This window comes from Parafrankia sp. EUN1f, from assembly GCF_000177675.1.
In the GTDB taxonomy this organism is placed as follows: Bacteria; Actinomycetota; Actinomycetes; order Frankiales; family Frankiaceae; genus Parafrankia.
In genome coordinates this window covers 22,296-47,888 of sequence record NZ_ADGX01000064.1, presented here as the reverse complement: position 1 = coordinate 47,888, position 25,593 = coordinate 22,296, and the positions used below count along the sequence as shown (strand labels likewise).

At 71.1% G+C, this 25,593-nt stretch carries 24 protein-coding genes and 1 pseudogene; 9 read left to right on the top strand and 16 right to left on the bottom strand.

The features are described from left to right. Both FREUN1FDRAFT_RS19875 and FREUN1FDRAFT_RS19870 read left to right on the top strand, forming a co-directional pair. A pseudogene (locus FREUN1FDRAFT_RS19875) lies at positions 1-503 on the top strand (hypothetical protein); the annotation flags it as partial. Between the two features lie 778 nt (positions 504-1,281). Next, complete coding sequence (locus FREUN1FDRAFT_RS19870; protein ID WP_006541944.1) at positions 1,282-2,940, top strand: GMC oxidoreductase; 1,659 nt, start codon at positions 1,282-1,284, stop codon at positions 2,938-2,940. A gap of 40 nt (positions 2,941-2,980) precedes the next feature. Here the strand turns inward: FREUN1FDRAFT_RS19870 and FREUN1FDRAFT_RS19865 are convergent, their stop codons facing one another. After that, a complete protein-coding gene (locus FREUN1FDRAFT_RS19865; protein WP_006541943.1) occupies positions 2,981-3,742 on the bottom strand; it encodes a crotonase/enoyl-CoA hydratase family protein in 762 nt (253 codons plus the stop codon). Positions 3,743-3,935: 193 nt separating this feature from the next. Between FREUN1FDRAFT_RS19865 and FREUN1FDRAFT_RS19860 the strand changes: the two genes are divergently transcribed. Continuing rightward, positions 3,936-4,385, top strand: a complete 450-nt coding sequence (locus tag FREUN1FDRAFT_RS19860; RefSeq protein ID WP_006541942.1) for a group II truncated hemoglobin — start codon at positions 3,936-3,938, stop codon at positions 4,383-4,385. 18 nt (positions 4,386-4,403) lie between these two features. On the opposite strand, the gene FREUN1FDRAFT_RS19855 is transcribed toward FREUN1FDRAFT_RS19860, so the two are convergent. Then, positions 4,404-5,267: a helix-turn-helix transcriptional regulator gene (locus FREUN1FDRAFT_RS19855; RefSeq protein ID WP_006541941.1), complete on the bottom strand. Its 864-nt coding sequence runs from the start codon at positions 5,265-5,267 to the stop codon at positions 4,404-4,406. 12 nt (positions 5,268-5,279) lie between these two features. After that, positions 5,280-5,486, bottom strand: a complete 207-nt coding sequence (locus tag FREUN1FDRAFT_RS45220; RefSeq protein WP_006541940.1) for a hypothetical protein — start codon at positions 5,484-5,486, stop codon at positions 5,280-5,282. A gap of 22 nt (positions 5,487-5,508) precedes the next feature. Between FREUN1FDRAFT_RS45220 and FREUN1FDRAFT_RS19845 the strand changes: the two genes are divergently transcribed. Beyond that, positions 5,509-6,225 carry an SDR family oxidoreductase gene (locus tag FREUN1FDRAFT_RS19845; protein WP_006541939.1) on the top strand — a complete coding sequence of 239 codons (717 nt, stop codon included), beginning with the start codon at positions 5,509-5,511 and terminating at the stop codon, positions 6,223-6,225. Between the two features lie 59 nt (positions 6,226-6,284). Here the strand turns inward: FREUN1FDRAFT_RS19845 and FREUN1FDRAFT_RS19840 are convergent, their stop codons facing one another. After that, positions 6,285-7,121 (bottom strand): alpha/beta fold hydrolase, encoded by an 837-nt coding sequence (locus FREUN1FDRAFT_RS19840; protein WP_006541938.1) that lies wholly within the window; start codon positions 7,119-7,121, stop codon positions 6,285-6,287. Next, positions 7,118-7,711 (bottom strand): TetR/AcrR family transcriptional regulator, encoded by a 594-nt coding sequence (locus FREUN1FDRAFT_RS19835; protein ID WP_006541937.1) that lies wholly within the window; start codon positions 7,709-7,711, stop codon positions 7,118-7,120. The genes FREUN1FDRAFT_RS19840 and FREUN1FDRAFT_RS19835 overlap by 4 nt, the downstream gene beginning before the upstream one ends. A 182-nt stretch (positions 7,712-7,893) precedes the next feature. On the opposite strand from FREUN1FDRAFT_RS19835, the gene FREUN1FDRAFT_RS19830 reads away from it, so the two are divergent. Together FREUN1FDRAFT_RS19830 and FREUN1FDRAFT_RS19825 are read left to right on the top strand one after the other, a co-directional pair. Further along, positions 7,894-8,460 (top strand): dihydrofolate reductase family protein, encoded by a 567-nt coding sequence (locus FREUN1FDRAFT_RS19830; RefSeq protein WP_006541936.1) that lies wholly within the window; start codon positions 7,894-7,896, stop codon positions 8,458-8,460. Between the two features lie 48 nt (positions 8,461-8,508). Then, positions 8,509-9,018: an NUDIX hydrolase gene (locus FREUN1FDRAFT_RS19825; RefSeq protein WP_006541935.1), complete on the top strand. Its 510-nt coding sequence runs from the start codon at positions 8,509-8,511 to the stop codon at positions 9,016-9,018. A gap of 84 nt (positions 9,019-9,102) precedes the next feature. Here the strand turns inward: FREUN1FDRAFT_RS19825 and FREUN1FDRAFT_RS19820 are convergent, their stop codons facing one another. The 3 genes from FREUN1FDRAFT_RS19820 to FREUN1FDRAFT_RS19810 are packed head-to-tail and all read right to left on the bottom strand — an operon-like array spanning position 9,103 to position 12,748. Beyond that, complete coding sequence (locus FREUN1FDRAFT_RS19820) at positions 9,103-10,368, bottom strand: amidohydrolase family protein (RefSeq protein WP_006541934.1); 1,266 nt, start codon at positions 10,366-10,368, stop codon at positions 9,103-9,105. Beyond that, the gene (locus tag FREUN1FDRAFT_RS19815) at positions 10,368-11,573 is read right to left on the bottom strand and encodes an acyl-CoA dehydrogenase family protein (protein WP_006541933.1); all 1,206 of its coding nucleotides are present in this window, start codon (positions 11,571-11,573) and stop codon (positions 10,368-10,370) included. Before FREUN1FDRAFT_RS19815 ends, FREUN1FDRAFT_RS19820 begins: the two co-directional genes overlap by 1 nt. Further along, complete coding sequence (locus FREUN1FDRAFT_RS19810) at positions 11,570-12,748, bottom strand: amidohydrolase family protein (RefSeq protein ID WP_006541932.1); 1,179 nt, start codon at positions 12,746-12,748, stop codon at positions 11,570-11,572. Before FREUN1FDRAFT_RS19810 ends, FREUN1FDRAFT_RS19815 begins: the two co-directional genes overlap by 4 nt. 233 nt (positions 12,749-12,981) lie before the next feature. Between FREUN1FDRAFT_RS19810 and FREUN1FDRAFT_RS19805 the strand changes: the two genes are divergently transcribed. The 3 genes from FREUN1FDRAFT_RS19805 (at position 12,982) to FREUN1FDRAFT_RS19795 (ending at position 16,538) form a co-directional block, all read left to right on the top strand. After that, positions 12,982-13,770: an enoyl-CoA hydratase/isomerase family protein gene (locus tag FREUN1FDRAFT_RS19805; RefSeq protein WP_006541931.1), complete on the top strand. Its 789-nt coding sequence runs from the start codon at positions 12,982-12,984 to the stop codon at positions 13,768-13,770. 1 nt (position 13,771) lies between these two features. Further along, positions 13,772-15,562, top strand: coding sequence for a class I adenylate-forming enzyme family protein (locus tag FREUN1FDRAFT_RS19800; protein WP_006541930.1), 1,791 nt, complete (start codon positions 13,772-13,774; stop codon positions 15,560-15,562). A gap of 289 nt (positions 15,563-15,851) precedes the next feature. Continuing rightward, positions 15,852-16,538 (top strand): TetR/AcrR family transcriptional regulator, encoded by a 687-nt coding sequence (locus FREUN1FDRAFT_RS19795; protein WP_006541929.1) that lies wholly within the window; start codon positions 15,852-15,854, stop codon positions 16,536-16,538. An 84-nt stretch (positions 16,539-16,622) separates the two neighbouring features. Here FREUN1FDRAFT_RS19795 and FREUN1FDRAFT_RS19790 read toward each other — a convergent pair whose 3' ends face one another. From FREUN1FDRAFT_RS19790 to FREUN1FDRAFT_RS19755, 8 genes are all read right to left on the bottom strand, one after another. After that, positions 16,623-17,738, bottom strand: coding sequence for an acyl-CoA dehydrogenase family protein (locus tag FREUN1FDRAFT_RS19790; RefSeq protein WP_006541928.1), 1,116 nt, complete (start codon positions 17,736-17,738; stop codon positions 16,623-16,625). Beyond that, a complete protein-coding gene (locus FREUN1FDRAFT_RS19785) occupies positions 17,735-18,892 on the bottom strand; it encodes an acyl-CoA dehydrogenase family protein (RefSeq protein ID WP_006541927.1) in 1,158 nt (385 codons plus the stop codon). The genes FREUN1FDRAFT_RS19790 and FREUN1FDRAFT_RS19785 overlap by 4 nt, the downstream gene beginning before the upstream one ends. A gap of 422 nt (positions 18,893-19,314) precedes the next feature. Beyond that, complete coding sequence (locus tag FREUN1FDRAFT_RS19780; protein WP_035952468.1) at positions 19,315-20,469, bottom strand: MFS transporter; 1,155 nt, start codon at positions 20,467-20,469, stop codon at positions 19,315-19,317. A 327-nt stretch (positions 20,470-20,796) separates the two neighbouring features. Further along, positions 20,797-21,276: a DinB family protein gene (locus FREUN1FDRAFT_RS19775; protein ID WP_006541924.1), complete on the bottom strand. Its 480-nt coding sequence runs from the start codon at positions 21,274-21,276 to the stop codon at positions 20,797-20,799. Positions 21,277-21,363: 87 nt separating this feature from the next. Beyond that, positions 21,364-22,536, bottom strand: a complete 1,173-nt coding sequence (locus tag FREUN1FDRAFT_RS19770; protein ID WP_006541923.1) for an alkaline phosphatase family protein — start codon at positions 22,534-22,536, stop codon at positions 21,364-21,366. Positions 22,537-22,610: 74 nt separating this feature from the next. Next, positions 22,611-22,940, bottom strand: a complete 330-nt coding sequence (locus FREUN1FDRAFT_RS19765) for a helix-turn-helix transcriptional regulator (RefSeq protein ID WP_006541922.1) — start codon at positions 22,938-22,940, stop codon at positions 22,611-22,613. 12 nt (positions 22,941-22,952) lie between these two features. Then, on the bottom strand, positions 22,953-23,318 hold the full coding sequence (locus FREUN1FDRAFT_RS19760; protein ID WP_006541921.1) for a type II toxin-antitoxin system RelE/ParE family toxin: 366 nt from the start codon (positions 23,316-23,318) through the stop codon (positions 22,953-22,955). Between the two features lie 89 nt (positions 23,319-23,407). Continuing rightward, complete coding sequence (locus FREUN1FDRAFT_RS19755; RefSeq protein ID WP_232295292.1) at positions 23,408-25,522, bottom strand: DEAD/DEAH box helicase; 2,115 nt, start codon at positions 25,520-25,522, stop codon at positions 23,408-23,410. Positions 25,523-25,593 lie beyond the last annotated feature (71 nt).

The window sequence follows — 25,593 nt, the reverse complement described above, 5'->3', positions numbered from 1 at the left end:
CCGGCCCGGCGACGCCCGTTACAGCACCCGCAAGGTCCAACGTCCCCCTCTCCCGCTACCACGCCCGGCCCGCCGGAGACGACCGGCCACTGGTCACCACCAGCATCGCGACCGTGACCACCGACGACTCCACCCCCCACGCCACCCCCGCCACACCCGCGGCCAGCCACCGCAACCGGACACCACCCCGGCAAGCCACCCCGGCGCTCACCCGGCCCGCCGTGCCACCACCGGACACCGACCCGACAGCACCGGACCAGCCATCCCACCGCCCGGCACCCACCGCGACCGACGTCCTGGACCTCCTGCGCGGCGATCCTCACCGCGCCTGGCACAGCCGGGACATCGCCCGGATCCTCCACGTCACGAACATCAACAGCTTCCGCACCCGGATGTCGCAGTGGGCCCGCCAGGGGCTCCTCCACAAGACCGACCGAGCGACCTACACCCTGACCTCAAACACCCTTGACAGCAACCGAGATCACTTAACTACGCGGCCTTGAAGCAAGAGTGGAGGATTTTGGTCGTTCGGACAGCCAAAATCCTCCGCCCTTGCCGAGTGTCAAGCAATTTTCTTGAGTGAATTGCAGACACGGCGGGACGGTGCCGGATCCCTGGGGGTAGCCAGGCGGCGAATGGACACGGGCCACCTGGCCGATGCCGGTGGCCCGGGCCCCGCCGCCTTTCGCGATATTGCCACACCCCCTTGACCGGAAATTATCCAATATATGCGATAAGAAAACCGGTTTACCGATTCTCGAACGCCTCCAACGAGGACACTTGTCTATCATCCTGATCGCGTGTTAAAAATCTCCCGCATGCAAATCTTCTATACATAATGGACAAGTTGGCCGACGGGCCTGGCCACGATCGGGTCGCGAACGAGCCATTTTCCTTCGTCAACGTCAACTCGCGACGCCCCTGATAGCGAGGCCTGAGACAGACCGGGCTCATTGACTGCCGGCTGCCACCACCACCGGCCCCGGGCGGCGCCCACCTGGCACTGCCCGCCAGACCCGGCCGCCCATTCCGAGCGTGCACGATCCGACAACTCTCCGATACGTCCATCGCATATCGGCGACGACCCGCGAAGAATACCTGCCGCATTGAGCGAGCAGGAGCACCGAGGCGCATCCCGCCTTTCTCGTGCGTCGACACCCATCCTCAGAGGTCGACACGAGAACAGCACTCATCGTACGAACGAGCGCGCGACAAAAAGGTACCTTACGTTCCGCCCACACGGCGACGGAACGCAACAACTCTATGCACACGGAGAGCAAAATGCCCAGCACAGCAGCACAGTTACCCGAGACCACCGTTCCGGGTGACTCCACCGGCCTCAGCCGGCGGAAGTTCGTCGGGGCCGCGGCCGTAGGTGTCGGCACGGCCGCGTTCGGCGGCCTGGTCGCCAGCGCGTCACCGGCGCGAGCGGTGACGACGACCGAGGTGAGCGCACGGGCGGTGGTCGTAGGCACCGGCTTCGGCGGCGGGGTGACCGCACTGCGCCTCGCCAAGGCCGGGGTACCCACACTCGTCCTCGAACGCGGCCTGCGGTGGCCGACCGGACCGAACTCGAACACCTTCGCCACCCTCGCGAACCTCGACAACCGGTCGGCCTGGCTCTCCCCCACACCCCCGCTACCGAGCATCGCGAGCCTCACCGGCGGCGCCAACCAGACCTGGCCCCTCTACACCGGGGTGCTCGAGGTCATCAAAGGCAACAACATGACCGTCAACTGCGGCGCCGCGGTCGGTGGCGGGTCACTCATGTACCACGGCATGACGCTGCAGCCGACCAAATCCGATTTCACCCGCTCCATGCCCATGGCCGCCGGCCTGTACGACGAGCTGAACAGCACGTGGTACCCCACCGTGGCGTCGATGCTCGGGGTCTCCACCGTTCCCGACGACGTCCTCAACGCGGCACCCTACAAATCCTCCAGAATCTTCCTGGACGTCGCCCCCCGCAATCTCGGGCTGAAGACCTTCAAGGTGCCGCTGCCCGTCGACTGGAACTACGTGCGCGGTGAGCTCAACGGCACCTACAACGCCGCCTACACCAACAGCGACATCGCCTTCGGCGTGAACAACGGTGGAAAGCACTCCATCGACGTCACCTACCTGGCCGCCGCCGAGGCCACCGGCAAGGTGACGGTGCAGCCGCTGCACGTCGTCCGCGACATCGCCCTCGCCGCCAACAACAAATGGACCCTGACCGTCGACCGGATCGACACCGCCGGTGTCACCCAGGAACGCAAGATCATCACCGCGAACGCGGTCTTCCTCAACGCCGGCTCCCCCGGCACGACCCGGCTGCTCGTCAAGGCGAAGGCCAAGAACCTCATCCCGAACCTGCCGGACTCCGTCGGCACCCAGTGGGGCAACAACGGCGACCGCATCTACGAATGGATCGGGATGTGGCAGGACCCGGGCGCCACCCAGGGCGGCCCGGCCTGTGTCGGCGCCACCGACACGACCAGCCCCATCCCCCTGAAGATCATCCATGCCGGGGCGCCGCCGCTGATCGCCGGAATCCAGCGCCTGATGACCGTCGTCGGCTTCGGCATCGTCCCCGCCGTCGGCACCTGGGCCTACGACGCGGCCACCGACGACGCCGTGCTGACCTGGCCTGTCGGCGCCGACACCGCACTACAGACCCTGATCTCCGCGCGCATGACCGGCCTTGCCCTCACCGGCGGCGGCATCATGATCGACACCAACCTGACCGAGAACTCGACCTGGCACGCCCTCGGCGGCGTCCCCATGGGTTCGGCGGTCGACCTGACCGGCCGCGTCGTCGGCCACCGCGGCCTCTACGTCCTCGACGGCGCCCGCATACCCGGCTCCACCGGCGCGTGCAACCCGTCCATGACCATCGCCGCCCTCGCCGAACACAGCATGGCCAGAATCGTCACGCAGGACGTCGGCACCATCTTCTGATTCAACGAAACACCGGCCGTCCGGGACGTCACGGCGCCTGCTATTCGCCGCGCCAGATCGGCGGGCGCTTCTCCGTGAAGGCGATCGCGCCTTCACGTGCGTCGGCGGACCGGGCGGCCTGCTTCATGATCTTCCGCTGCCTCTGCCAGGCCTCGTCGGCGCTCCACTGCGCTGATCCGGCGACGACCTCCTTGCTGCCGATGACGGCCAGCGGAGCGTTGGCCGCGATCTCGGCAGCGAGGTCCAGCGCAGCCGCCAGTGCCTCACCCGGCTCGGTGAGGGTGCTGACCAGGCCGTACTCATAGGCCTGCGGGGCGGGCAGCGTCGCGCCGGTGAGGGCGAGACGCATCGCCGTGTGGTACGGGATGCGTCTGGCCAGCCGCAGCAGACCGCCGGCTCCGGAGACCAGGCCGCGGCGCACCTCGGGCAGGCCGAAAACCGCGTCGGACGCCGCCGTGATGAGATCGCAGGCGAGCGCAACCTCGAAGCCGCCGGCCAGGGCATAGCCCTCGACTGCCGCGATCACCGGCTTGCGCGGAGGCGCGCCGGTGATGCCGGCCAGCCCACCTTCGACCTCGGCGACCTCGCCGTCGGCGAATGCCCTGAGATCCTGGCCGGAGGAGAAGGTGCCGCCCGCGCCGGTCAGCACGGCCACTCTCAGATCCGGGCGGGCGTCGAACTCCCGGAACGCGTCCGCCGCCGCCTGGCTGGCCGCGCGGTTGAACGCGTTGCGCACCGCCGGCCGGTTCAGCGTTATGACCATGACGTTGCCGTCGACATCGACCAGCGCCTCGTCGGCCACCGGACCTCCTCAACAGGTTGCCTCGTCATCAGCTCATCAGCTATCAGCTCATCAGATCGGCTCATCGGCCGAACCCGGAACAACCGCTGGGCCGGTGGTCGTTCGCCCGCGGCGAATCCGCGACCGGCGAAAGTCGTTCCGGTCCGTCAGGACTTCCGGGAGGCTGGCAACAGCCGTCCCTCTGGAGGAAACAATGAGCTCCTCGCTCTACGACGACGTCGGCGGACTCGACGGCCTACGGCGACTGTCCGGGGCGTTCTACGACCGGGTGCTCGCGGACGAGGTGCTCGCACCCGTGTTCGCGCACTTCACACCCACCCACCTCGACCATGTCGCCGTCTGGCTGGGAGAGGTCTTCGGGGGCCCGGCGGACTTCTCCGCCCACCTCGGCGGGCATCAGGCACTGCTGCGCAGCCATCTCGGCCTCGGCATCCGCGACGAGCACCGCCAACGCTGGCTGGACCTGATGGCTGACGCGATCGGCGAGGTTCTACCCGCCGGGCCGGAGCTGGCCACGACGCTCATGGAGTACTTCGAGTGGGGCACCGCCATCGCCCAGGAGATTTCCCAGGATCCCGTCGGAACCGACCTGGGCGATCCCGGCGCCACCCCCCGCTGGGGGTACCAGGGGCTCGTTCACTGACCCGACACAGGTCCGGTCTCAGCTGGTGACGCGCTCGCCGCTGCCACCGTCGATCGTCATGGCCAGCAGGACGAGAGCGTCCTGGTCCCGGCTGCCCGGCGCGGCCTGGTAGACGACGAAACGCTGACCGTCCGGGCCGGGCCCGAGGATCTCCGAGCGGAGGCTGAACTCGCCGACGGCCGGATGCCGGAACCGGATCTCGGAACCCGTCTTGACCCGCACGTCATAGGTCCGCCACAACTCGGCGAACTCCGCGCTGCTGGCAGATAGCTCCTCCACCAGCGCGGTCAGGCTCGCCGCGTACAGGCTCGTGGCGCTGACCGCGCGCAGGTGGGCGACGGTGTTGCGGGCGGTCCGCTCCCAGTCGACGAAGACGGTCCTGGCATTCGGGTCCCCGAAGACGTAGCGGATGAGGTTGCGCCGCCCCTCCGGCCACCGTTCGATCCCGGCGAGCAGGGCCAGGCCCTCCGGGTTCGCGGCCAGGATGTCGTTGAGCTGGCTGAGGACGAACGCCGGGTTCGCCCGCACCGACTCCAGCAGCTGAGCCAGGCCGGGCCGGACGACGCTGCTGGGCGTCACCGGTTGCCGGGGTGCCCGGTGGGCCGCGTTGTCGGCCAGGGTGAACAGGTACACCCGCTCGTGGTCGTCGAGGCGCAGTGCACGGGCGAGCGCATCGATCACCGCGTCGCTCGGCGCGGTCTCACGGCCCTGCTCGATCCGGGTGTAGTAGTCGACACTCACCCCGGCCAGCGCCGCCAGCTCCTCCCGCCGAAGGCCGCGGGTGCGCCGACGGCCCGGCCCGCCGGGAAGCCCGACGTCGGTCGGCTGGACCCGGGCCCGCCGATCCCGCAGGAAGGCTCCCATCCCGTGGTCGTCGGTCATCGATCGATTGTGTCAGCCCACGGCCTGCCGGCCGGGCCCGTTACCTGGCCCTGTCACACCCTGGAACGGCATCACCGGGTTCAGCACGGTCTCGTCGGGCCGGCGGCCTGTCGCCAGTCTGGGCGGCATGACGACTTCGGCCTCCGCCCCGACACCGCCCGCCAACCCGACACCGCCCGCCAACCCGGCCCCGTCCAGCCAGCCCACGCCCACGCCCACGCCCACGCCTCACGGACCGGTGTTGATCATCGGAGGTAGCTCCGGGATCGGGCTTGGGCTCGCGCAGGCACTGGTACGCGCGGGCACTGAGGTGACCGTGGTGTCGCGTTCCGGCAGCCGGCTGGCTGCCGCCTCCCGCGGGCTGGGCGCCCTCGACCACTCGGGAGCACTTGTCCGCACCGCTGCGGCGGACATCTCCCGGGAGAGCGACGTCGAGCGGCTTTTCCAGGAAGCGGGGCCCGTCCAGCACGTCATCACAACCGCCGCCGACGGGACGGGCGCCAGCGGGCCGATCGCCACGATCGGCGTCGAGGGCGCTCAGGGCTTTCTCGGTACGAAGGTGCTCGGCCCCTGGCTGGTGGCCAAACACTGCGCTCCGTACCTGCTCCCAGGCGGCTCCCTCACCTTCACCTCCGGCATCGCCGCCTACCGGCCGTCGGTCAGTGGCTCGGTCGTCGCCGCCGCGAACGGGGCATTGGAATCCCTCGCCTACGCGCTCGCCCTCGAACTCGCGCCGATCCGCGTCAACGTGGTCTCCCCCGGCTGGGTCGACACCCCGGTCTGGGACACACTCGCCGGTGTCGACCGGTCAGCCGCGCTCGCGGCGATGGCGCACCGCCTCCCGGCCGGACGAATCGGCACCCCGGCGGACCTCGCGCAGGCCTACCTCGCCGTTCTGTGCAACGAGTTCATGACCGGTTCCGTGCTGCACATCGACGGCGGCCACCGCCTGGTCTGAAACGGGCGGGGACGACCAGCGACTTCGATTCGCCAATAGCAGTGGGACAGAAGCCGAAATCACCTGGGCACGAGAGCCTTCCGCAGTAGTTCGCTGAACTCGGCGGGGTGCGTGGTCAGGCCGACGTGCCCGCCGGGAAAGTGCCACGGCTCCGCGCCGAGTCGCTCGGCCAGGAAGGCGGCCGCACGATACGGAAGCTCGCCGTGCGAGTCCTGGCCGCAGGCGAGCACGAGGCGCTCGGAAAGCGGTTCCAGCCGCTGGACGTCCGGAGAATAGGACATGAAGCTGGGCACGATGCGTCCGACGAAATAGGGCAGGTTGGCCATTGTCTGCTCGGCTCGCGCCGCCGACTGGGGAGGAAGGTCGGCCTCGGCCTTCGGCGCGGCGCCACCGTTTCTCTCCAGCCCCGCAGCGAACACCGCCATGGCCGGCATGAGGCCCTGCCTCTGGAACGTTTCCTGCACTCGGGCGATCAGAGCGCGGTGTTCGGCGGCGTCCGGCAGGAGCTCCACGACCGGCGGCTCGTGTGCCACGACGCGCTCGATCCGCTCCGGATGAGTGGAGAGCAGATCAAGGGCGACGATGGCGCCTGAGCTGGCGCCGAACACCCTCACGGGCTCGCCGGGCGACAGCATCTGCAGAACACGGAAGGCATCGTCGGCGTGCTCGGTGACGCGCTGCTCCGCCTCCGGGTCGTCCAGCAGGCTACGGGACATGCCGCGCGGATCGTAGGTCGCGACGGTGTATTCGGCAGCCAGGTTGTCGGCGATGCCGTCGAAGGCGGCGGCACCACCCGTCCCGCCGGGAATCAGCAGCAGGAGCGGGCCCTGGCCGCGTGTTTCGTAGTGCAGGGTCGCACCGTGCACACGCAGCCTTCCGATGGTCGACTCGGTCATGAGGAGTGTCCTTCCTCCGCCGGTGGCCAGTGCTCCAGCAGGGCGTGCAGGGCATCGAGGGTGCGGACCCAGGACTGCTGCGGCGAACGCTCGTGCGCGAAACCACCCGCGGCCTCCAGTGCGACGAACCCGTGAAACGTGCTGCGCAGCAGCCGGACCGCGTCGGTCAGGTCGGGTTCGGCCAGGCCGTAGCCGCGCAGCATGCCGTAGGTCAGCTCGACGGCACGCCGGGGGCCGGGCGCCTGCGCGGCGAGCTCGGGGGCGATCTGGATCGGGGTCTGCGTAGCCAGGTAGCGCCCCGGATACCGGTGCGCGTACGCCCGCCAGGCGTTCGCAAACGCGACCAGCGCATCCTTGCCTGCCCGTCCGGCGGTCGCCTCCGCGATCTGGATGGACTTCTCGTCCGCTGCCAGGAGCGCGATCCGCCCCTGTAGATCCTTCAGACTGCGGACATGCGTGTAGAGGCTCGCGTCTCTCACCCCGAGACGCCGAGCCACCTGCGACATGGTCACCTGGCCGAGCCCGACCTCGTCCGCCAGATCGGCGCCCGCGACCGTCACCCGCTCCACCGTGAGCCCGGCTCGCGCCATGCATCCTCCAGATTCCTAGGGGCTCTAGGAATATCCTAGTACCCCTAGGAAAGCAACCGAGCGAGCGATCGCTGCGGCTTCCCGAACATGAGGACTACCTGCGGGCCTGGATCGCGCACCGATGAGTTTCTCGCGGCGCGCCGGTCTGTACGTCTGGGACCGACTCACGGAAGGCTGGCGCCATGCGCAACCTGATCTACGGCATGAACCTCACCCTGGACGGCTACATCGCGGCGGCCGGCGATGACATCAGCTGGGGCGGGCCGCCGAGCGACGAGCTGTTCCAGTGGTGGCTCGACCAGGACCGGGCGAGCGGCGTGGCGCTGTATGGGCGCAAGCTGTGGGAGACGATGAGCTCCTACTGGCCGACCGGCGACCAGCTGCCGGGCGCCACCCCGGCGGAAATCGAGTTCGCGCAGAACTGGCGGGACACGCCGAAGGTGGTGTTCTCCTCGACGATCGACAAGGTCGACTGGAACACCCGCCTGGTCACCGGCGACGCGATCGCCGAGATCACCCGGCTCAAGGCCGAGGACGGCGGCCCGATGAGCATCGGCGGCGCAACGCTCGCCGGGGCGGCCCTGCGGGCCGGGCTGATCGACGAGTACGCGGTGGTCACCCATCCGGTCCTGACGGGCGGGGGCACGCCGTTCTTCACCGCGCTGGACAGCTGGGTGAACCTGAACCTGGTGGAGACGCGGACGTTTCCCGGCGGCGTGGTCCTGACCAGGTACGAGACGAGGCGCTGAGCGCTCGCCCGGGAATCACGGGCCCGGCTGCACCTGCTGTCATGGCGCATGCCCATGCCGCCCCTGCCCACCGCCGCCTACTACGCGCGCCTGCCTCGAGTGATCGCCGCCGCTGGAGCAGTCTTCTGCGATGCCACCGACCGGGTCCTGCTGGTCCAGCCCACCTACCGGGACGACACCTGGGAAATCCCCGGCGGGGGCATGGACGACGGTGAATACCCGCTGCAGACCGCCCGGCGCGAAATCCAGGAGGAACTCGGCATCGACGTCCAGCCAGGCCGCCTCCTGGCCGTCGACTGGGTTCCCCCGCAACCCGATGGCCGCCCCGCACTGGTCCACTTCGTCTTCGACGGGGGATCATTCTCCCCATCGCAGGATCGCGGCCTGCGGCTCCAGGAGAGCGAGCTGCGTGCGTGGCGCCTGTGCACCGCCGCGGAATGCGACGAACTCCTCGTCCCGCGCCTGGCCCGTCGCGTTCATGCCGCCGTCCAGGCACGCCGCTTCGGCCACACTGCCTACCTGCACCACGGCTGGGCCCCCGACCACCCCACGCCGTAAATGCGGCTGGGCCCGGCCGCCGGGATGGCGGCCGGGCCCAGCGGGCGCAGCGGATGCGGCGCGGTGCAGAACCGGAGTCAGCGGTCAGCCCGCAGCGGCCGCGTGGCGCTGCCTGTAGAGCTCCGCCCACTCCTTGCGCGGGCGCACGGCGGTGTCGACGTCGGTGGCCTTGGCACGCAGGGCACCGACCGTGACCTGCTCCCGCGGCAGGCCGCGGAACGGGTCCCAGTTGAAGAAGCGGCAGGAGTTCTGCCAGGTGATCTTGTCGATGTCCTCGTCGGAGGCGCCGGCGCCGACCATCTCGGCCATGACCTGCTCGGGGGCGTCCGGCCAGATCGAGTCGGAGTGCGGGTAGTCGCACTCCCAGGCGATGATGTCGATGCCGATGTCGTGGCGCACCTTGAGGGCCACCGGGTCGGTCACGTAGCAGGCCAGCGAGTGCTCGCGGAACACCTCGCTGGGCAGCTTGCCGCCGAAGTCACGGCGCAGCCACTTCTGGTTGGTGTAGTGGCGGTCGCAGCGGCTCAGGTAGAACGGGATCCAGCCGATCCCGGCCTCCGACCAGGCGATCTTCAGCGCCGGGTAGTCCCGCATCGCGGGGCCCCACAGCAGGTCCTGGGCGGCGAGGGTGGAGACCTGCGTCGCCAGGATGATGAAGTTGTCGATCGGGGCGTCGGAGGGCTGCTTGAGCGCGCCGAAGCCCTGCCCGATGTGCAGGCACATGACGGTGCCGGTCTCGGCCAGGGCCGCGAACACCGGGCCCCAGTGGTCGAGGTTGTGGTAGCTGGGCAGGCCTTCGATGTGCGGCAGTTCCGGCATCGAGACGGCCGGGCAGCCCTTCGCCGAGATCCGGCGGATCTCGGCGACCATCAGCTGCGTGTCCCAGGTGGGCAGCAGCGCGAGCGGGATGAACCGGCCCGGGTAGGCGGCCGCCCATTCGTCGATGTGCCAGTCGTTGTACGCCTGGACCATCACGTAGGCGAGCTCGTTGCGACCGCGACCGAGGTTGCCGGCGCTGAAGCCGGGGAAGGTCGGGAAGCACATCGACCCGAAGATCCCGTTGCGGTCCATGTCGCGGACCCGCTCGTGGATGTCGTACGCACCCGGGCGCATCTCCGGGTAGCCGGCGGGGTCGAGGCCCCATTCCTCCGCCGGCCACGACACGACCGCGTTGAGCGACAGCGTGCCGGTGCGGTTGCCGTTGAACTCCCAGGACTGGAAGCCCTCGTCGGTCGTCACGACCTTGGGCGCCTGGTCGGCCCACTTCGCCGGCACGTGCCGGACGAACATGTCGGGTGGCTCGACGACGTGGTCGTCGATGCTCACCAACACCATGTCCTCGGTCTTCATCAGGACGCTCCCCTCAGGCCCGCCGCTCCCGGTGCCGCCGCGTCCCGCAGCAGCTGGCGGGCGATGACGAGCTGCTGGATCTGGCTGGTTCCCTCGTAGATGCGGAACAACCGCGCGTCCCGGTAGAACCGTTCTACCGGAACTCCGCGCATGTAGCCCGCGCCGCCGTGGATCTGCACCGCGCGGTCGGCGATGCGCCCGACCGCCTCCGAGGCGAAGTACTTCGCGCAGGACGGGCCGATCCGCGTGTCGCTGCCGTCGTCGAACGCGGCGGCGGTCTGCGTCACCAGGGCCCGGGCGGCGTACAGGTCGGTGGCCGAGTCGGCGAGCAGCCCCTGGATGAGCTGGTAGGTGCCGATGACCTGCCCGCCCTGCGACCGGCTGGCCGCGTAGGCCACGGATTCGTCCACCAGCCGCTGCGCCATGCCGACGCACAGCGCGGCGATGTGGATCCGCCCATGCGCGAGGCATCGCATCGCCGTGCGGTAACCACGGCCTTCCCCGGCCTCGCCGCCGACGAGGGTTTCCGGCCCGACCCGGACGTCGTCGAAGTGGACGTCGGCCGTCAGCGACCCGGCCTGGCCCATCTTGACGTCCTTGGGTGCCACGCTCACCCCGGGGGTGTCGCGTTCGACCATGAAGACGCTGATGCCGTCGCCGCCGGTCGCCGCCGGGTCGGTGCGGGCGAAGACCATGAGGACGTCGGCGCTCGGCGCGTTGGTGATGTACCGCTTGGAGCCGTTGATGACCCAGCCGTCGTCCTTGCGCACGGCCGTGGTGGCCAGGCCCGCCGGGTCGGAGCCGGCGCCCTCCTCGGTGAGCGCGAAGGACGCCGTCCACTCCCCGGAGGCGATCTTCGGCAGGTAGGTCTGCCTCTGCTCCTCGGTGGCGCCTTCCAGCAGGACGTGCCCGGCGATGCCGTTGTTCGTCCCGAACATCGACCGGAACGACGGCGTCGTGTACCCGAGCTCGGCGACGAGGCGGACCTCCTCGCTCATCGACAGGCCCAGGCCCCCGTACTCCGCCGGGATGGCGAAGCCGAACAGGCCCATCCGCGCCGCCTCGGCCCGCAGCGCGGCCGGAATGGCGTCGGTCTCCTCGATCTCGGCCTCCGCGGGCACCACCCGCTCCCGCACGAACGCGCGGACGGCGGCGAGCACCTCTGCGAGGTCGCTCTCCCCCAGGCCCGATCCGGAACTCGTCATACCGGGATCAGCCGTGACAGGTTGCCGCCGAGGATGAGGGCCTTCTCCTCCTCGGTGAGGTCCGTCAGCTCGCTGAAGAAGCCGGCCGGGTCCGCCAGGCCCTCCGGGTGCGGGTAGTCGGAGCCGAACAGGACGCGCTCCACGCCGAGCAGGCCGGCGAGCTCGGCCATGTTCTCCTCCCAGAACGGGCTGACGTGGATGTTGCGCCGCAGCACCGACACCGGCTCCTCGGGGAACAGGTGCGGGTGCTTCTTGTAGGCGTTCTTCAGCGACTTGATCAGCGGGGCGACCCAGTCCGCGCCGTTCTCGACGATGGCCACCTTCAGCCGCGGGAACCGGGACAGCGCACCGTGGCAGATCAGCGCGGAGACGGTGTCCTCGATCGGGCGCCACTGGCTGATCATCCGGAAGGCGTCCGGCTGGAAGGGCAGGTACTCGCGGTTGGCGCCCTCCCAGTCCTGGGTGTAGCGGTTGTAGCCACTGTCGGACGAGTGGAACGCGACCAGCACGCCGGACTCCTCGGCCCGCTTCCAGAACGGGTCGAACTCGGGCAGCCCGAAGGAGCGGGAGCCGCCGGGGCCGGGCACCGGCGCGGGCCGGATGAGGATCGCGCGCGCTCCGCGCTCCAGCACCCACTCGAGCTCCTCGATCGCCTTCTCGACGATCGGCAGGGTGATGACCGGAGTGGAGAAGATCCGGTTCTCGTAGTTGAACTGCCAGGTCTCGTACATCCACTCGTTGAGCGCGTGGATGACGACGTGGGTCAGCTCGACGTCGTCCCGCATGCGCTCCTCGAGCAGGCTCGCCAGGGTCGGGAACATCAGCGAGCGCTCGATGCCCTGCTCGTCAAGCAGGGCCAGGCGCGACACCGGCTCCCGGAAGGCCGGGATGGACCGCATCGGCTTGCCGATGATCTCCCGGTACGACTTGCCCTCCGGGTTGCCGTTGCGGAAGTAGTCCTCCTGCGCGCCGGGTCGCGCGACGACCTCGAACGTGGGGTTGGGGATGTAGTCGCTGATCTGCCCCTTGACGGCGATCTTCGTCCGGCCCTCGACCTGCACGTAGCGGATCGCCGACCGGTACCGCTCGGGCAGGAACTTGGTGAACGCCTCTTCGGTCTCGTACATGTGGTTGTCCGCATCGAAAATCGGATACGGGGACACACTCGACGGCATGGAGATCCTTCCCTGGCTGGTCCGCCGGCCCATGGGCCCGCTGATCTGCTGATCCGCCGGCCCGAGGCGGTGGTTCGTCGCGGTTGCGGTCACGGTGGCGGTAGCAGCGCGTACACACCGTCACACAACGGGTCGCAGCCGATACCAGTAAGCTATATGCAATGTTGACGTCAATATAGGAAAATGCCAACCTCGAAGCAACGTCGACATTCGTGTGATCTCCAGGGAGTGACGTGAGCGAGCGCGAGGAACCGAGCAGTCCGCTGATCGTCGAGGCCCGCGGTGCGGTGCGAGTCGTGACGCTGAACCGCCCCGACGCCTACAACGCCGCCGACGAGAGCCTGCACCGCGCGCTCGCCGAGCTGTGGCCGGCGCTCGCCGCGGACCCGGACATCCGCGCCGTCGTCCTCACCGGCGCCGGTGGCGCCTTCTCCGCCGGGGGCGACCTCGGCCTGCTCGACCGCATGGTCCGCGACCCGCGGCTGCGGGCCGACGTGATGGCGGAGGCCGCCGACATCGTCCGCGGGATGACCTCCGTACGGGTTCCCATCGTCAGCGCCGTCAACGGCCCCGCGGTGGGGCTCGGCTGCAGCCTGGCCTCGATGAGCGACCTCGTCGTCGTCGAGGAGCAGGCGTACTTCGCCGACCCGCACGTCATGCTGGGCCTGGTCGCCGCCGACGGCGGTGCGCTGATGTGGCCACAGCTCACCAGCCTGCTGCGCGCCAAGGAGTTCATTCTGCTCGGTGACCGGATCCCGGCGCAGGAGGCACTGGCACTGGGGCTGGCCAACCGGGTCGTGGCGAAGGGCACCGCCCTGTCGACCGCGCTGGAGCTCGCGGACCGCATCGCCGCGCTGCCGCCGCAGGCGGTCATCGCGAGCAAGGCACTGCTCAACGACGGCATCCGGCGGGCCGTCGAGGGGCTGCTGACCACCGCGCTCGACAGCGAGACCGCGTCCTTCGACGAGCCCGCGTTCCAGCGCAACCTGGCCCGGATGCTGAGCCGGACCGGATCGGCCTGACGTGGGGACGGCCGTGGGGAACAAGCCCGGACCGGACCAGCCGCGCGACCCGTCCACCCAGCCGGCCCTCGGCGGGCCGGAGCCGGTGTCGCCGGAGCCGGTGTCGCCGGAGCCGCTGTCGCCGGAGCCGGTGTCGCCGGGAGTGGCGTCGCCGAGGCGGGTGTCGCCGGAGCTGGCGGAGCGCTACCGGGCGGATGGTCAGTGGGACAGCCGCGGCCTGGCCGACGGTGTCGAGGCGGCCGCGGCCCGGCGGCCGGGCGCGCTGGCGCTCGCGGACAACGAGCGAGAGCTGACCTGCGCCCAGCTCGCCGCGGCCGTCGCCGCCGGGGTGGACCTGCTCGCCGCCCACGGCGTGCGGGCCGGCGACGGCGTCGTGCTCGTCAGCGGCAACACCCGCCACGGGGTGATCGCCTACCACGCGCTGCTGCGGGCCGGGGCCACCGTGGTCGTGCTCGACCGGCGCTGCGGGGCCGCGGAGGTGCGCCATGCGCTGGACGTCCTGCCGTCCCGGCCGTTCGTCATCGTGCCCACCGGGGAACGGGACCGCCTCGGCGAGGCCCTGACCACCGCCCACATCCTTGCCCTGGACCTCTTCGACGGGCCGGCCACGGCCGGCGACCCGCCCACGGTGCGGTGGGCCGAGCCGGACCGGGATCGGCCGGCGGTGATCCTGTTCAGCTCGGGCACCACGGGCCGGCCGAAGGGAGTGCTCCACTCGCTCAACACCCTCACCGCCGGTGCCGCGAACATGGCGCGCATCACCTCCGCCGACGAGAGCGCCGTCGTGTTCCTCGTCAGCCCGCTGACCAGCATCACCGGCCTGATGCAGCTGCATCTCGCGGCCGACCAGGGCGGAGCGCTCGTGTTGGAGGACCGGTTCGAGCCGACGGCGACCCTGCGCCGGCTGAACGACGTCGGCGCGACACTGCTCGGCGGTGCGCCGGTCATCGCCGAACGGCTGCTCGCCGCCGCGACCCGCGCGACGCCGAGCACAGACGACGGCAGCGACTCCGGTGCCGGCAGAGACACCGAGGGCGACGCCGAGGCCGACTCCGGTAACGGCGTCGGTATCGGCCTGCGGACGCTCGCGCTGGGTGGCTCGATGCTGCCGCGCCCGCTGCTCGAGCTGGCGTCGCGCACGTTCGGCATCGAGATCGCCCGGGTCTACGGCTCCTCCGAGGCGCCGAACTTCTCCGGGAGCCTGCCCTCCGACGAGCTGGAGCGTCGGCTGGCGGACGACGGCGCGCTCATGCCCGGCGGCGAGGTACGCGTCGGCTCCGCCGCGCACCCCCGGGAAGGCCTGCTGCGAGGGCCGAACGTCTTCCTCGGCTACCTCGACCCGGCCGATGACGAGGCCGCCTTCGAGGGCGACTGGTACCGCAGCGGCGACCAGATCGACACCGACTCCGGCCGGCTCACCGTCGTCGGGCGGCTCAAGGAGGTCGTGAACCGCAACGGCCTGAAGATCGCGCTCAGCGAGATCGACGCCGCCGTGCAGGGCCTGGCGGGGGTGACCGAGTTCGCGTCCTTCGGGCTTCCCGACGCCACGACCGGCGAACGGCTCGCGGTCGCGGTCGTCGTGGCGGATGGTGCCACCGTCACCCTGGACGACGTCCTGACGCATCTGCGCGCCGGTGGTCTCGCCATCCGCAAGCTGCCCGAGCAGCTGGTGCGCTGGGACGGACCACTCCCCCGCACAGCCTCGGGAAAGATCGTGCGCTCCACCCTCGCCCGCGACGCGGCGGCGCATGCCGGCGATCTCGCGGAACGGCTGCACGACCACCCGCACTGAGCACGGCAGGACCAGGACAGCGGGCTGGGACAACATGGCTGACGCCGGCCGGGCCGTCCGGGCCCGGCGGCGACACGCCGACAGTTACGATCATCGCCGCGTCAACCGTTGCCAACGCCACATCTACAATATCGACGTCGAACTGAATGTTCGTGCACCATGACACGGACGTCCCGGGAGGGGACTGGTGCGATCCGGCCACCGAGGCCGGGCCTCCCTGACCCGTCACTGGTCACCAGGTTCCGGCACCGCCGGCCGAGCCGGTTGACATACGCCACGAGGAGCCGCCGTGCCGGAGCACACGCAACACGGGACCACCACCCCCATCGCCCCCCGCCCGGCCCGCGACGACCAGGAGGTCGGCAAGCGGCGCGGCACCGGCCGCACCCGCCGCGGCCGCCAGACACGCAGCCAGCTCGTCGACGCCGCCCGCACCGTGTTCGAGCGCGACGGCTTCCTGCACGCCCGGGTCGCCGACATCTGCGACCTCGCCGGCTTCTCGCACGGCTCCTTCTACACGTACTTCGTGTCCAAGGAAGAGATCTTCCGCGAGGTCGTCGACTCCGTCGAGCTCGACCTGCTCAGCCCCGAGCCCTCCACCTCGACGGCCGACCCGGTCGAGCGGATCCGCGCCGCGAACCGGCACTACCTCGAGACGTACGCGACCAGCGCCAAGATCATGCACGTCATCCAGCAGGTCGCGACCTTCGACGAGGACGTCCACAAGATTCGCCTGCAGCGCCACGAGGTCTTCGCCCGCTCCATCGAACGCCGGGTCGCCTCCATGCAGGACGCCGGCATCGCGGACCGCACCGTCGACCCCGCCTACGCCGCGCAGGCCCTCGGCGGCATGGTCGCCTACTTCGCCGACCTGCTGTTCAACACCGACAACAGCGCCGGCTTCACCCTCGACAACGCGGTCGAGCAGCTCACCATCCTGTGGGCGAACGCGCTCGGAGTCCGCGCGAGCGACTGACAGCGCCCGCTCCCCCACCGGCACCCGGCCCGCCCGGCCCGCCCGAAGAGTGAAGGATTCTGGTCGTGCCGGCGACCAGGATCCTCAGCTCTTGCTCGGCAGCAGCGGCAGCCGCGGCGCGGTCCACAGCGCCGACGCGGTCGTGTCGTCGTCCGCCTCGCGCAGCCAGGCTCCCAGGCCGTGGGTCAGCTCGGCCGACGTGCCCAGCAGCGCGTCGAGGGCGAGCACCCGGCTGTGGAAATGGTGGTGGGTGTGCTCGCTGGTGAACCCGATCCCGCCCAGCACCTGCAGCGCCCGCTCGCAGACCCGCCGGCCGTTGCGGCCCGCCAGAGCCTTGACGACCTCGTCGTGGCGGGGCGGCGCCGCCTGCACCCCGTCGAGGGCCGCCGCGGCGGTGGTGACCTTCTCCAGGGCGACGCAGTCGGTCTGCGCCCAGGCCAGCAGATGGCGCACGGCCTGGAAGGTGCCGATCGGCCGGCCGAACTGCTCGCGGGTGCGGGCGTAGGCCACGGCGAGAGCGAGCGCGCCCTCGGCCGCGCCGAGGATCTCCAGGGCTGCCGCGAGACGTCCGAGGAACCGTGCGCGGGCCCTGGCGACGGCGGCGTGCTCCTCGTCGACCGTGGGAACCCAGTCCGCCGGCCCGTGGATCACCTCATGGAGCTCGAGGCGCCCGCTGACGGCCACCGGCCACAGTTCGATCTCGTCGGCCGGGACCACCGCGGCCCCGTGCCCGGGCCGGTCGATGAGCAGCGCCGTGCCGGCCATGCCGATCGCGCCGGCCGGGTCCGCGACGTCCCCGACGACCATCAGCCGCTTGCCCTGACGGGCCGAGGTGCGGCTGATCGTCGCGACGGCGGCGTCGGGGGGCAGGCCCGCCGCGGCGAGGAAGGGCTGGGCCAGCAGGGCACCGAGCGCACGGGTACCGGCCAGCTCCCGGCCCTGGGCGCGGAAGAGCGTCAGTGCGGCGACGCGGGCGTCGCGGTCGCCCAGCTCGGGCAGCAGGTCGAACCACCCCAGCTCCCGCAGCGGGTCACTCCGGGTGCCCGGCGCATCGTCAACCGCACCGCCAACCGCGGCGTCACCCGCGCCGGCGCCGTCCGGGCTGGCGTCGGCCTGGGCACGCAGGGCCAGGCAGGCCGCGTCGAGGAACTCCTGGTCGGCCTGTTCCTGCAGGTCCCCGACGTCACCGCCGCGGGTCATGGAAGTCGAAGGATCTGCTTGGCGATGGTGTCGAGCTGCATCTGCTGAGATCCTCCGTAGACGGTGACGATGCGGGAGAACAGGTAGTCCTGTCGGCACACCGCCGTGTGATCATCGTTCGGCGCGACGGCGAGGTCGGGGACGCTCGCCAGCGTCCAGTCGTTCACCGCCTGCTCGCTGGCGGCGAGCATCAGCTTCACGAACGCGGCCCGCGGGCCGAGCGTGCCGCCCGCGGCATGGGCCCGCACCGCCGCACCGCTGGCGGCCCGGACGGCCGCCAGGTCGAGCAGCGCGTTGCCGAGGAGCGCGTCGCCGGCCGGTGTGCCCTGCTCCCGGTTCTCGAGCAGCTGCCGGTTCAGGAAGCTGTGCCGGTACCAGCCGAAGGTGCCCCGCTCATGGGCCAGGATGTGCATCGCCACCCGCCAGCCACCACCCAGCTCGCCCACCAGCCGCTCCGGCCCGACAGGGACCTCGTCGAACGTGACTTCGGCGAGCTCGTCGGTGCCGTTGGCCTGCTCGATCGGCCGGACCTCGACACCCGGATGCGTCAGGTCGACGACGAACGCGCTCAGCCCGCGGTGGCGCTCCTGCGGCGTCCCGGTGCGCGCGAGGACGAGGCACCATCTCGCGTAGCGCGCCCAGCTCGTCCAGATCTTCCGCCCGGTGATGACGTGACCGCCGTCGACGGCCACCGCGCGCGTGCGGGCGCTGGCGAGGTCGGAGCCCGCCTCCGGCTCGGAGAAGCCCTGCGACCACAGCTGCTCGCCGCGCAGGAACCGGGGCAGCAGCTGACCTATGAGGCCCGGGTCTCCCAGGGCGACAAGCGTCGGAGCCAGGATCTCCAGGTGCTCGAACAGGGCCATCGCGGGCAGCCCGTGGCGCGCCAGTGCCTCCCACATCGCCGCCCGGTGGCGGATGTCCCCGCCGAGCCCGCCGAGGTGCTCGGGCCAGCCGTAGCGGGCCCAGTCCTGGTCGAACAGCACCTGCATGAGCGCGCAGCTCACCGCCACCCGCTGCTCGTAGGACGCGATGGGGCGCGCCGCGGCCTCGAACACGGGTGGCCGGGTGGCCAGCCACGTCTCGAGGGCCGCCCGATACGCATCGACATCTTCACGATACGGATCGCACTCACTGCTCCGCGTTATATGCAACATCGACGTCAATATAGGAAGTTTTGGACGCCAAAGCAACGAAACCTCGGATGAACCGCATGTGGGGAGACCCGCACTCAAGATCAGGGAGCGGTCGCGCCGGGATCGGGCTACCCGCTCCAGGCTGGGGAGCCGTGACCAGGCGACGGTGTCGTGCCGGGCAGTTTGACGCCGCGGAGCGGGCGCTCCAGGACGGAGTGTGACCAGGGTCGCGGCCCCCGGCCGGCGGACCCCACTCGATGTTGATGCGGGCGCCAGATCGAGTCCGCACCAGCTCTGCGACATAGCCGCCGGACGGGTCGTCGTCTCCGCCGCACATGGATTCGTCGACCGGCCCGTCACCGGTGGCAGCAAGGCTGAGGCCGATGACGGTCGTCCGGCCTGTCAGAGGCGCGAGGTCACCCGACCGGTCGCGACTCCGCTCGTCACGACTCCGTCCCGGCGGCGGGCACCGTGGCCTGGCTGGTCGCGAGGGTGAGAGTCGCGCCGGCCGCGAGGAGCAGTGCGAGCGCCCCGAAACCGTAGGTGAGCGTGGTCAGCGTGGCGACGGCGGCGACGAGCAGTGGGCCGCCGGCGTCACCGAGCTCCCGGCCGAGCTCGGCGGTGCCCATGGTCTGGCCGAGGCGCTCGGCGGGGGTGCTCGCGGCCAGCGCCGCGAAGCCCAGCGGGGTGATCAGGCCCGTGCCCACACCGATCAGGGCGGCACTGATCAGCACACCGGCCAGGCCCGGCAGCATCGCGCCGGCCAGTCCGGCGGCGGTGACCGCAAGGCCCGCGGCCGTGCCGGCGCGGGCCGTCAGCCGCCCCTGGTCGAGCGCCCGCCCGGTCCGCGGCTGGACGACCGCCGCGCAGGCGGCGAGAACGGAGACGGCGGCACCGGTGGCAACCGTGCCGAGGCCGGCCGCACGGCCCGAGACGGGCAGGAACCCCACCCCGGCCGACAGCGCGGCCGTCGCCGCCGCCAACGCGGCGGTCGGGCCGAGGAAGTCCGGGCTGGTCAGCCGCCGGGCGAGGTCCAGCACCGTCTGCCGGGCCCGTGGCAGCGGCGGCACGACCGGAACGGCCACCGCCGCCCACACCGCGACCGCCACACCGAGGACCGCCAGCACCGCGAACAGCAGCCGCAGACCTCCGGCCCAGACCAGCACCCCGCCGAGCAGCGGCCCGAGGGTGTAGCCGATCGACTTGTAGAAGCCGTAGGAGCCGAACGCCCGGCCGTGCTTCGCCGCCGGGTTGAGCCGGGCGACCAGCGCCGAGGCCGACGGTGAGAACGCGGAGGCCGCGGCGCCCTGACCCAGGCGGGCGGCCCACAGCCAGCCGGCACTGCCCGCGACGGCGTACACCGCGGAGGCGACCGCGAACGCGACGAGCCCGCCGAGCAGCACCGGACGGGCGCCCACCCGGTCGGCGAGGCTGCCGAAAACCGGTTTGAGCAGCACCTCGGCGCCGTCATACAGGGCGAGCAGACCGCCGAGCACGAGCAGCGAGGTGACCACGTCGTCGGAGAAGCCACCGAGGTTGGCGGCGATGCCGTGCGCTCCGAACGCGGTGGTGAACCCGGCCGCGTACAGCGGCCACATCCGCCGGGGCGGACGGGCACGCCGGGTTCCCCTGAGCACCCCACCAACATAGAGGGACAAGGGCTCCGAACCGCCTGCAGTGCGTGCTTCGGCCGGCTCGGAAGGTCCTGCCTGCCCCGCCGGGCGGGAGGCCGGGATACTGCCGTTCGGTCCGGGATAGTCATGGACGACCCGGTCGAGGAACGCCCACGATTCTGGTTCCGCCGGGTCGTGGGAACCACCGTGATCGTGGTGTCCCGACTGCCGGCCACCCAGCCTGACCGGGCCTGACCGGGCCTGACCGGGCCGCAGGCTGACCGTCCCGCGCGAACGGGCCCTGTCGGCCTGCTAACCCAGCACGCCGGTCTCACCGTCGGTCAGTTCGCGCACGATGTCCGCGTGGCCGGTGTGCCGAGCCGTTTCCGCGATCATGTGGATGTAGATCCATCGCAGGGACACCTGCGATGCGTTGGGGTGGGCGAAGACGTCGTCGAGCGCGTACCCGTCCGCGATCGTTCGGGACAGCGCGCACGCACGGTCATACTCCGCCAGCAGAGACTCGACGGTGTCGGTGTCGGCGAGTGCCCAGCTGGCGTCCCCCTCGTCATCCGCCGTCGCCTCGGAACCGCCGCCGGCCATGCGGTGGAACCAGTGCCGCTCCACCACGGTCAGGTGTTTGACCAGGCCGGCGAGTGTGGTGAGCGAGGGCAGCAGCCGGCGCCCGGCCTCTGTGTCACCGATTCCGCGCACCTTGTGGACGAGCACATCCCGGTAGAAGTCGAGGAACGCTTCCAGGGTTTCGCGCTCACCGGCGACGGTGGCCTGCATGACCCGTTGTGCCGGTGGGCGGAGCGATGGCGACTGCATGCGGTAACCGTAGCCACAGCGTCACCGTCCACATCCGGGGGCTGGATGTCAGCGCGAGTTCGAGGCGGTCAGCAGCGGGATGAGCTGTTCGCTGGCGGTGAGCGAGCCGTGGTGGCCGGCGAAGCGGCTCGACCGGGGTTCGACGCTCGAACGGATCATGACCAGAGTTCCCTGCGCGGCGACGACGACATCGCCGATTCGGGGCCGGACGTGCTCGGCGACCCGCGGGCCGAACCAGCCCGCCTCGATCGCCTCGTGGCGGCGCAACACCAGCGCCCGCTCACCGAGGATCTCGCCCCAGGCGCGCCACACGTCGTCCGTCGCGCCCGGGTGGGTGTAGAGGTGCCGGATGCGCGCCTCACCGCCGAACAGGCGCACGCCGTCGAGCAGCGCCGGTTCGGTGTCGACGTCCACCCGGTCCTGCTCGGCGACCGCCACCATGCCGTGATCGGCGGTGACCACCAGCAGGCCGCCCGGCGGCAGGCCCGCGGCGATCCTGGCGGCGAGCTGGTCGACGACGGCCAGCTGCTCCTGCCACGGATCGCTGCCCGGCCCGTACCGGTGCCCCAGCAGGTCGAGATCGCCGTGGTAGGCGTAGCAGAGGACGGGGCCGCGCAGCTCGTCGCGCACCCCGATGGTGAGATCACCCAGGGCGTGGGCCGCGCGGTGCCGCCCGCCGCGCAGTGCCGCGCGGTTCAGGCCGCTGCCGTCATGGTGCGCCGGGCCAACGAGCCGCACGGCCACCCCGGCGGCGACGGCCCGCTCGAACGCGGTCGGGCGGGGCTGGAACTGCTCGGGAACGATCCTGTCCCGCAGGTCGACCGACGAGTCACCGTCGCCGCCGCCGACACCATTGCCCTGGCTGCGCCAGCCGAGCGCGTTGAGCACCTCGTCGGGGCCGACGGCGAACGAGTAGCCGACGATGCCGTGCTCGCCGGGCGGCATTCCGGTACCGATCGCGGAGACGCTCGTCGCCGTCGTCGCCGGGAAGCCCGCGGTGATTGGCTCCCGGCCGGCCGCCAGCGAGGTCAGGAACGGTGCCTGGTCGGCGTGCGCCCGCAGCAGCTGCCAGCCCAGCCCGTCCACCAGCAGCACGCACACCCTGGACACCGCCGGCAACCCAAGGACGTTGGCCATGCCCGGCACGTCCATCCCGGCCAGCACGGACGGCATCACGTCAGCGAGCGAGCCCGCCCGGTAGTCAGGCGCCAGGAAGCTCATGATCCACGATCATAGGCCGTGCCCAGCCTCGCCGACAGGGCTAGGCGGGGAACTGAGCTTCGGCGGGGTGGTGGTCAGGCGATGTTGAGTTGGATGTTGCCGATGCGGGCGACGACGTCCAGGTGGCCACCGAGGCCCGTGATGTAGGCACGCAAGGTGTCGAGGCCCATCGCGCCGCCGTTCTCGATCTGGCTGATTCTGGCCTGGGTCAGCCCTGTGGCCTCGGCGAGCTGGGTCTGGGTGACGCCGAGTTGGCGGCGGATCTCGGCGAGCTGGGCGCCGCTGACGGAAGCGAGCATCTGTGCGCGCATCTCGGCGCGGCGCTCGACGCGTTCAGCATTGTCCCAGGTGGGATCAGCGGCGCGGGCCTTGGATTTGACCTCACGCCAGTTCGACGGGCTCACGGCTGGTCCCCCTCAGTCCTCTTCCTTCAGGCGGGTCAGATGGTCGGTGAACCGTTCGTCCGCGAGGGGGATAGCGGTCCGGTACCACTCCCGCCAAGCCCCGGCTTTGTCGCCTGCGACCAGGAAGATCGCCTCGCGGCGGGGATCGAAAACGAAGATCATACGGATCTCGGTGGAGCCGGCCGAGCCAGGCCGGAGTTCCTTCATATGGTGATAGATGCTGCCCTTCAGGCGGTCCACGAGCGGCCGACCCAGAGCTGGCCCGTTTTCGGCGAGCACGTCGATGGCCTCGGAGACCAGGTCCGCGCTCGTCGGGTCCGTGCGGCACAGATCAAGAAACCAGTCCTCGACCGCCGGGTGCAGCAAGATCTCCCACACATCGACGAGTATAAGACATTCTTATGATCGCCAGCCGCCTCTGCGGCAACGCTCCGCGTTGGATTCGTGACGAACACGCTTCGGCAGGGCTACGCGGGGATTCGGTGGGTGAAGCGGACGGGCTCGCGCACGACCGCCGCCGCGGCGGGCAGGTCGGCGAGGCGGGTGGCGAGGGTGACCTCGGCCAGCCGTGGGGGCAGCGCGGTGTTGAACTTCAGGCCCGCGAGGGCGTCCTCGGTGACGTGCGGCAGGCACAGGCGGGCGGCCAGGTCCGCGGTCGCGGTCTTCCAGAAGGCCGGGGTCAGATCGGTGCGCAGGCGCAGGTAGGCGGCCGTCGGGGACTGCAGCGGGTCGGCAAGGTCGCCGAGGCTCGCGGCGAGGGTGCGGTTGGCGCGTTCACCGGCCCAGGTCCACCAGCGGACGTCGGTGTGATCCTCCGTCCGGGCGATCACCGTGCCGCCCGGATGGACGACGTCGAGGTGGTTCTCCCGGATGGCGGCGAGCCGTTCCGTCGCCCGGCGGGTGAGGGGAACCGGCGGGTCCTCGCCGAGCAGGACGTCCCGCATCGCTCTGGTCAGTGCGAAGGACATCCCGCCGTCGGCGGCGGTGAGCCAGCGGGCCCGGCCACCGCCGTCGGCGGGTTCGACGAAGCAGCGGCGACGTTTCCAGTCGATGTGGGTGACCCGCCAGCTGCGGCCGGCGAGCAGCAGCAGCCGCGGCCCCTCGACCGGGTCGGTGAGCAGGACCGGGTCGGTGCGGCCGATCTCGTCGCGGCCGTGCACGACGGTGAACTGCGGCGCGGCGGTGAACACGGCGGTCAGCTCGGAGAAGTGCCGGTGGCCGAAGCGGCGCTCGGCCTCGGGCCCGACGAACAGCATGCCGCCGTCGGAGTCCAGGTAGCCGGCGCGGACGAGGTGGCGCACGATCGGTTCCGCCGAGCGGTCGAACGGCGCGAGGCCGTTCCACTCGTCGACCCAGGTCCGGTCGCCGATCCGGTTCTCCTGCAGACAGTAGGCGAGCAGTTGCTGGGCGACGATGTGCCGTGGCTCGGGCGGGGCGACGACCGGTTCGACCCAGCCGCGGCCCCACAGCGCCAGCAGCCCGGCGGCCTGCACGAGCGCGCTCTCGTACAGGGTGAGGAACAGGCAGTTGCGCACGGTGCCCGGCCGCCGGCCGGTGCGGCCGAGGCGCTGCAGGAAGGACGCGACGGTCGCCGGGGCGTTGATCTGGATCACCCGGTCCAGGTCGCCGACGTCGATGCCCAGCTCCAGCGTGCTGGTGGCCACGATGACGCAGTCGCGGGCCTGCGCGAAGGCCTCCTCGGAGCGGCGCCGCTCGGCCGCGGACAGGGAGGCGTGCGAGAGGAACGTGTCCACGCCGAGCGCCCGCAGCGCCTGGCCGAGCTCCTCGACGGTCTTCCTCGAGTCGCAGAACACCAGCCGTTTCTCGCCGCGGTGCAGGGCGGCCAGCACCTTCGCGGCGTTCGTCACCGAGCCCACGTAGTCCAGCTCGATCTCACCCGGCGGCGGTGTCGCCGGCACCGCGCTGTGGGACGTCGGTGGTGTCGGTTCGTGGGTCCGCTGGAGGGGGACGTCCGGTGCGACGACCTGGGCGGTGCGGCGGCCGGCGCCCGATCCCTGCAGCCAGCGCAGCAGCTCGGCCGGGTTCCCGACCGTCGCCGACAGCCCGATGACCTGCAGCTCTGCGGCGATGAGCCGGCGCAGTCGCTCCAGGACGGCGAGCAGGTGCCAGCCACGGTCGTCGCCCGCGAAGGCGTGCACCTCGTCGACGATCACGGCCCGCACACCGGCGAAGAACCCGTGATGGTCGGTGCGGACGCTGACGAGCATCGCCTCCAGCGACTCGGGTGTGGTGAGCAGGACGTCGGGCCGTTCGCGGCGGATCCGCCCGCGCCGGCTCTCGGCCACATCCCCGTGCCAGACGGCGGCCCGGCGGCCGAGCCAGCCGGTGTAGGTCTCCAGCCGTGGGGTGAGGTTGTTCAGCAGCGCCTTGAGCGGGCACAGGTACAGGACGGATGTGCCCTGCCAGTTCTCCGCGGCCATCCGCGACAGGATCGGGAAGGTGGCGGCCTCGGTCTTCCCGCCGGCGGTCGGCGCGAGCAGCAGCGCGTCCGATCCGGCGAGCAGCGGCGCGACAGCCGCCTCCTGCAACGGGCGCAGCCCCGGCCACTGCAGCGTGTTCACGATGTGGTGCGTCACCACCGGATGCAGCAGGTCCGCCGGGTCGGCGCCGCCGCCGGTGCCGCCGGCGCCGA

Coding starts and splice junctions, on each gene's coding strand:
- FREUN1FDRAFT_RS19870 (WP_006541944.1), top strand. CDS start 1,282: ATGCCCAGCACAGCAGCACAGTTACCCGAGACCACCGTTCCGGGTGAC.
- FREUN1FDRAFT_RS19860 (WP_006541942.1), top strand. CDS start 3,936: ATGAGCTCCTCGCTCTACGACGACGTCGGCGGACTCGACGGCCTACGG.
- FREUN1FDRAFT_RS19855 (WP_006541941.1), bottom strand. CDS start 5,267: ATGACCGACGACCACGGGATGGGAGCCTTCCTGCGGGATCGGCGGGCC.
- FREUN1FDRAFT_RS19840 (WP_006541938.1), bottom strand. CDS start 7,121: ATGACCGAGTCGACCATCGGAAGGCTGCGTGTGCACGGTGCGACCCTG.
- FREUN1FDRAFT_RS19835 (WP_006541937.1), bottom strand. CDS start 7,711: ATGGCGCGAGCCGGGCTCACGGTGGAGCGGGTGACGGTCGCGGGCGCC.
- FREUN1FDRAFT_RS19830 (WP_006541936.1), top strand. CDS start 7,894: ATGCGCAACCTGATCTACGGCATGAACCTCACCCTGGACGGCTACATC.
- FREUN1FDRAFT_RS19825 (WP_006541935.1), top strand. CDS start 8,509: ATGCCCATGCCGCCCCTGCCCACCGCCGCCTACTACGCGCGCCTGCCT.
- FREUN1FDRAFT_RS19820 (WP_006541934.1), bottom strand. CDS start 10,368: ATGAAGACCGAGGACATGGTGTTGGTGAGCATCGACGACCACGTCGTC.
- FREUN1FDRAFT_RS19815 (WP_006541933.1), bottom strand. CDS start 11,573: ATGACGAGTTCCGGATCGGGCCTGGGGGAGAGCGACCTCGCAGAGGTG.
- FREUN1FDRAFT_RS19810 (WP_006541932.1), bottom strand. CDS start 12,748: ATGCCGTCGAGTGTGTCCCCGTATCCGATTTTCGATGCGGACAACCAC.
- FREUN1FDRAFT_RS19790 (WP_006541928.1), bottom strand. CDS start 17,738: ATGACCCGCGGCGGTGACGTCGGGGACCTGCAGGAACAGGCCGACCAG.
- FREUN1FDRAFT_RS19785 (WP_006541927.1), bottom strand. CDS start 18,892: ATGTTGCATATAACGCGGAGCAGTGAGTGCGATCCGTATCGTGAAGAT.
- FREUN1FDRAFT_RS19780 (WP_035952468.1), bottom strand. CDS start 20,469: ATGTGGCCGCTGTACGCGGCCGGGTTCACCACCGCGTTCGGAGCGCAC.
- FREUN1FDRAFT_RS19775 (WP_006541924.1), bottom strand. CDS start 21,276: ATGCAGGCCACCGTCGCCGGTGAGCGCGAAACCCTGGAAGCGTTCCTC.
- FREUN1FDRAFT_RS19770 (WP_006541923.1), bottom strand. CDS start 22,536: ATGAGCTTCCTGGCGCCTGACTACCGGGCGGGCTCGCTCGCTGACGTG.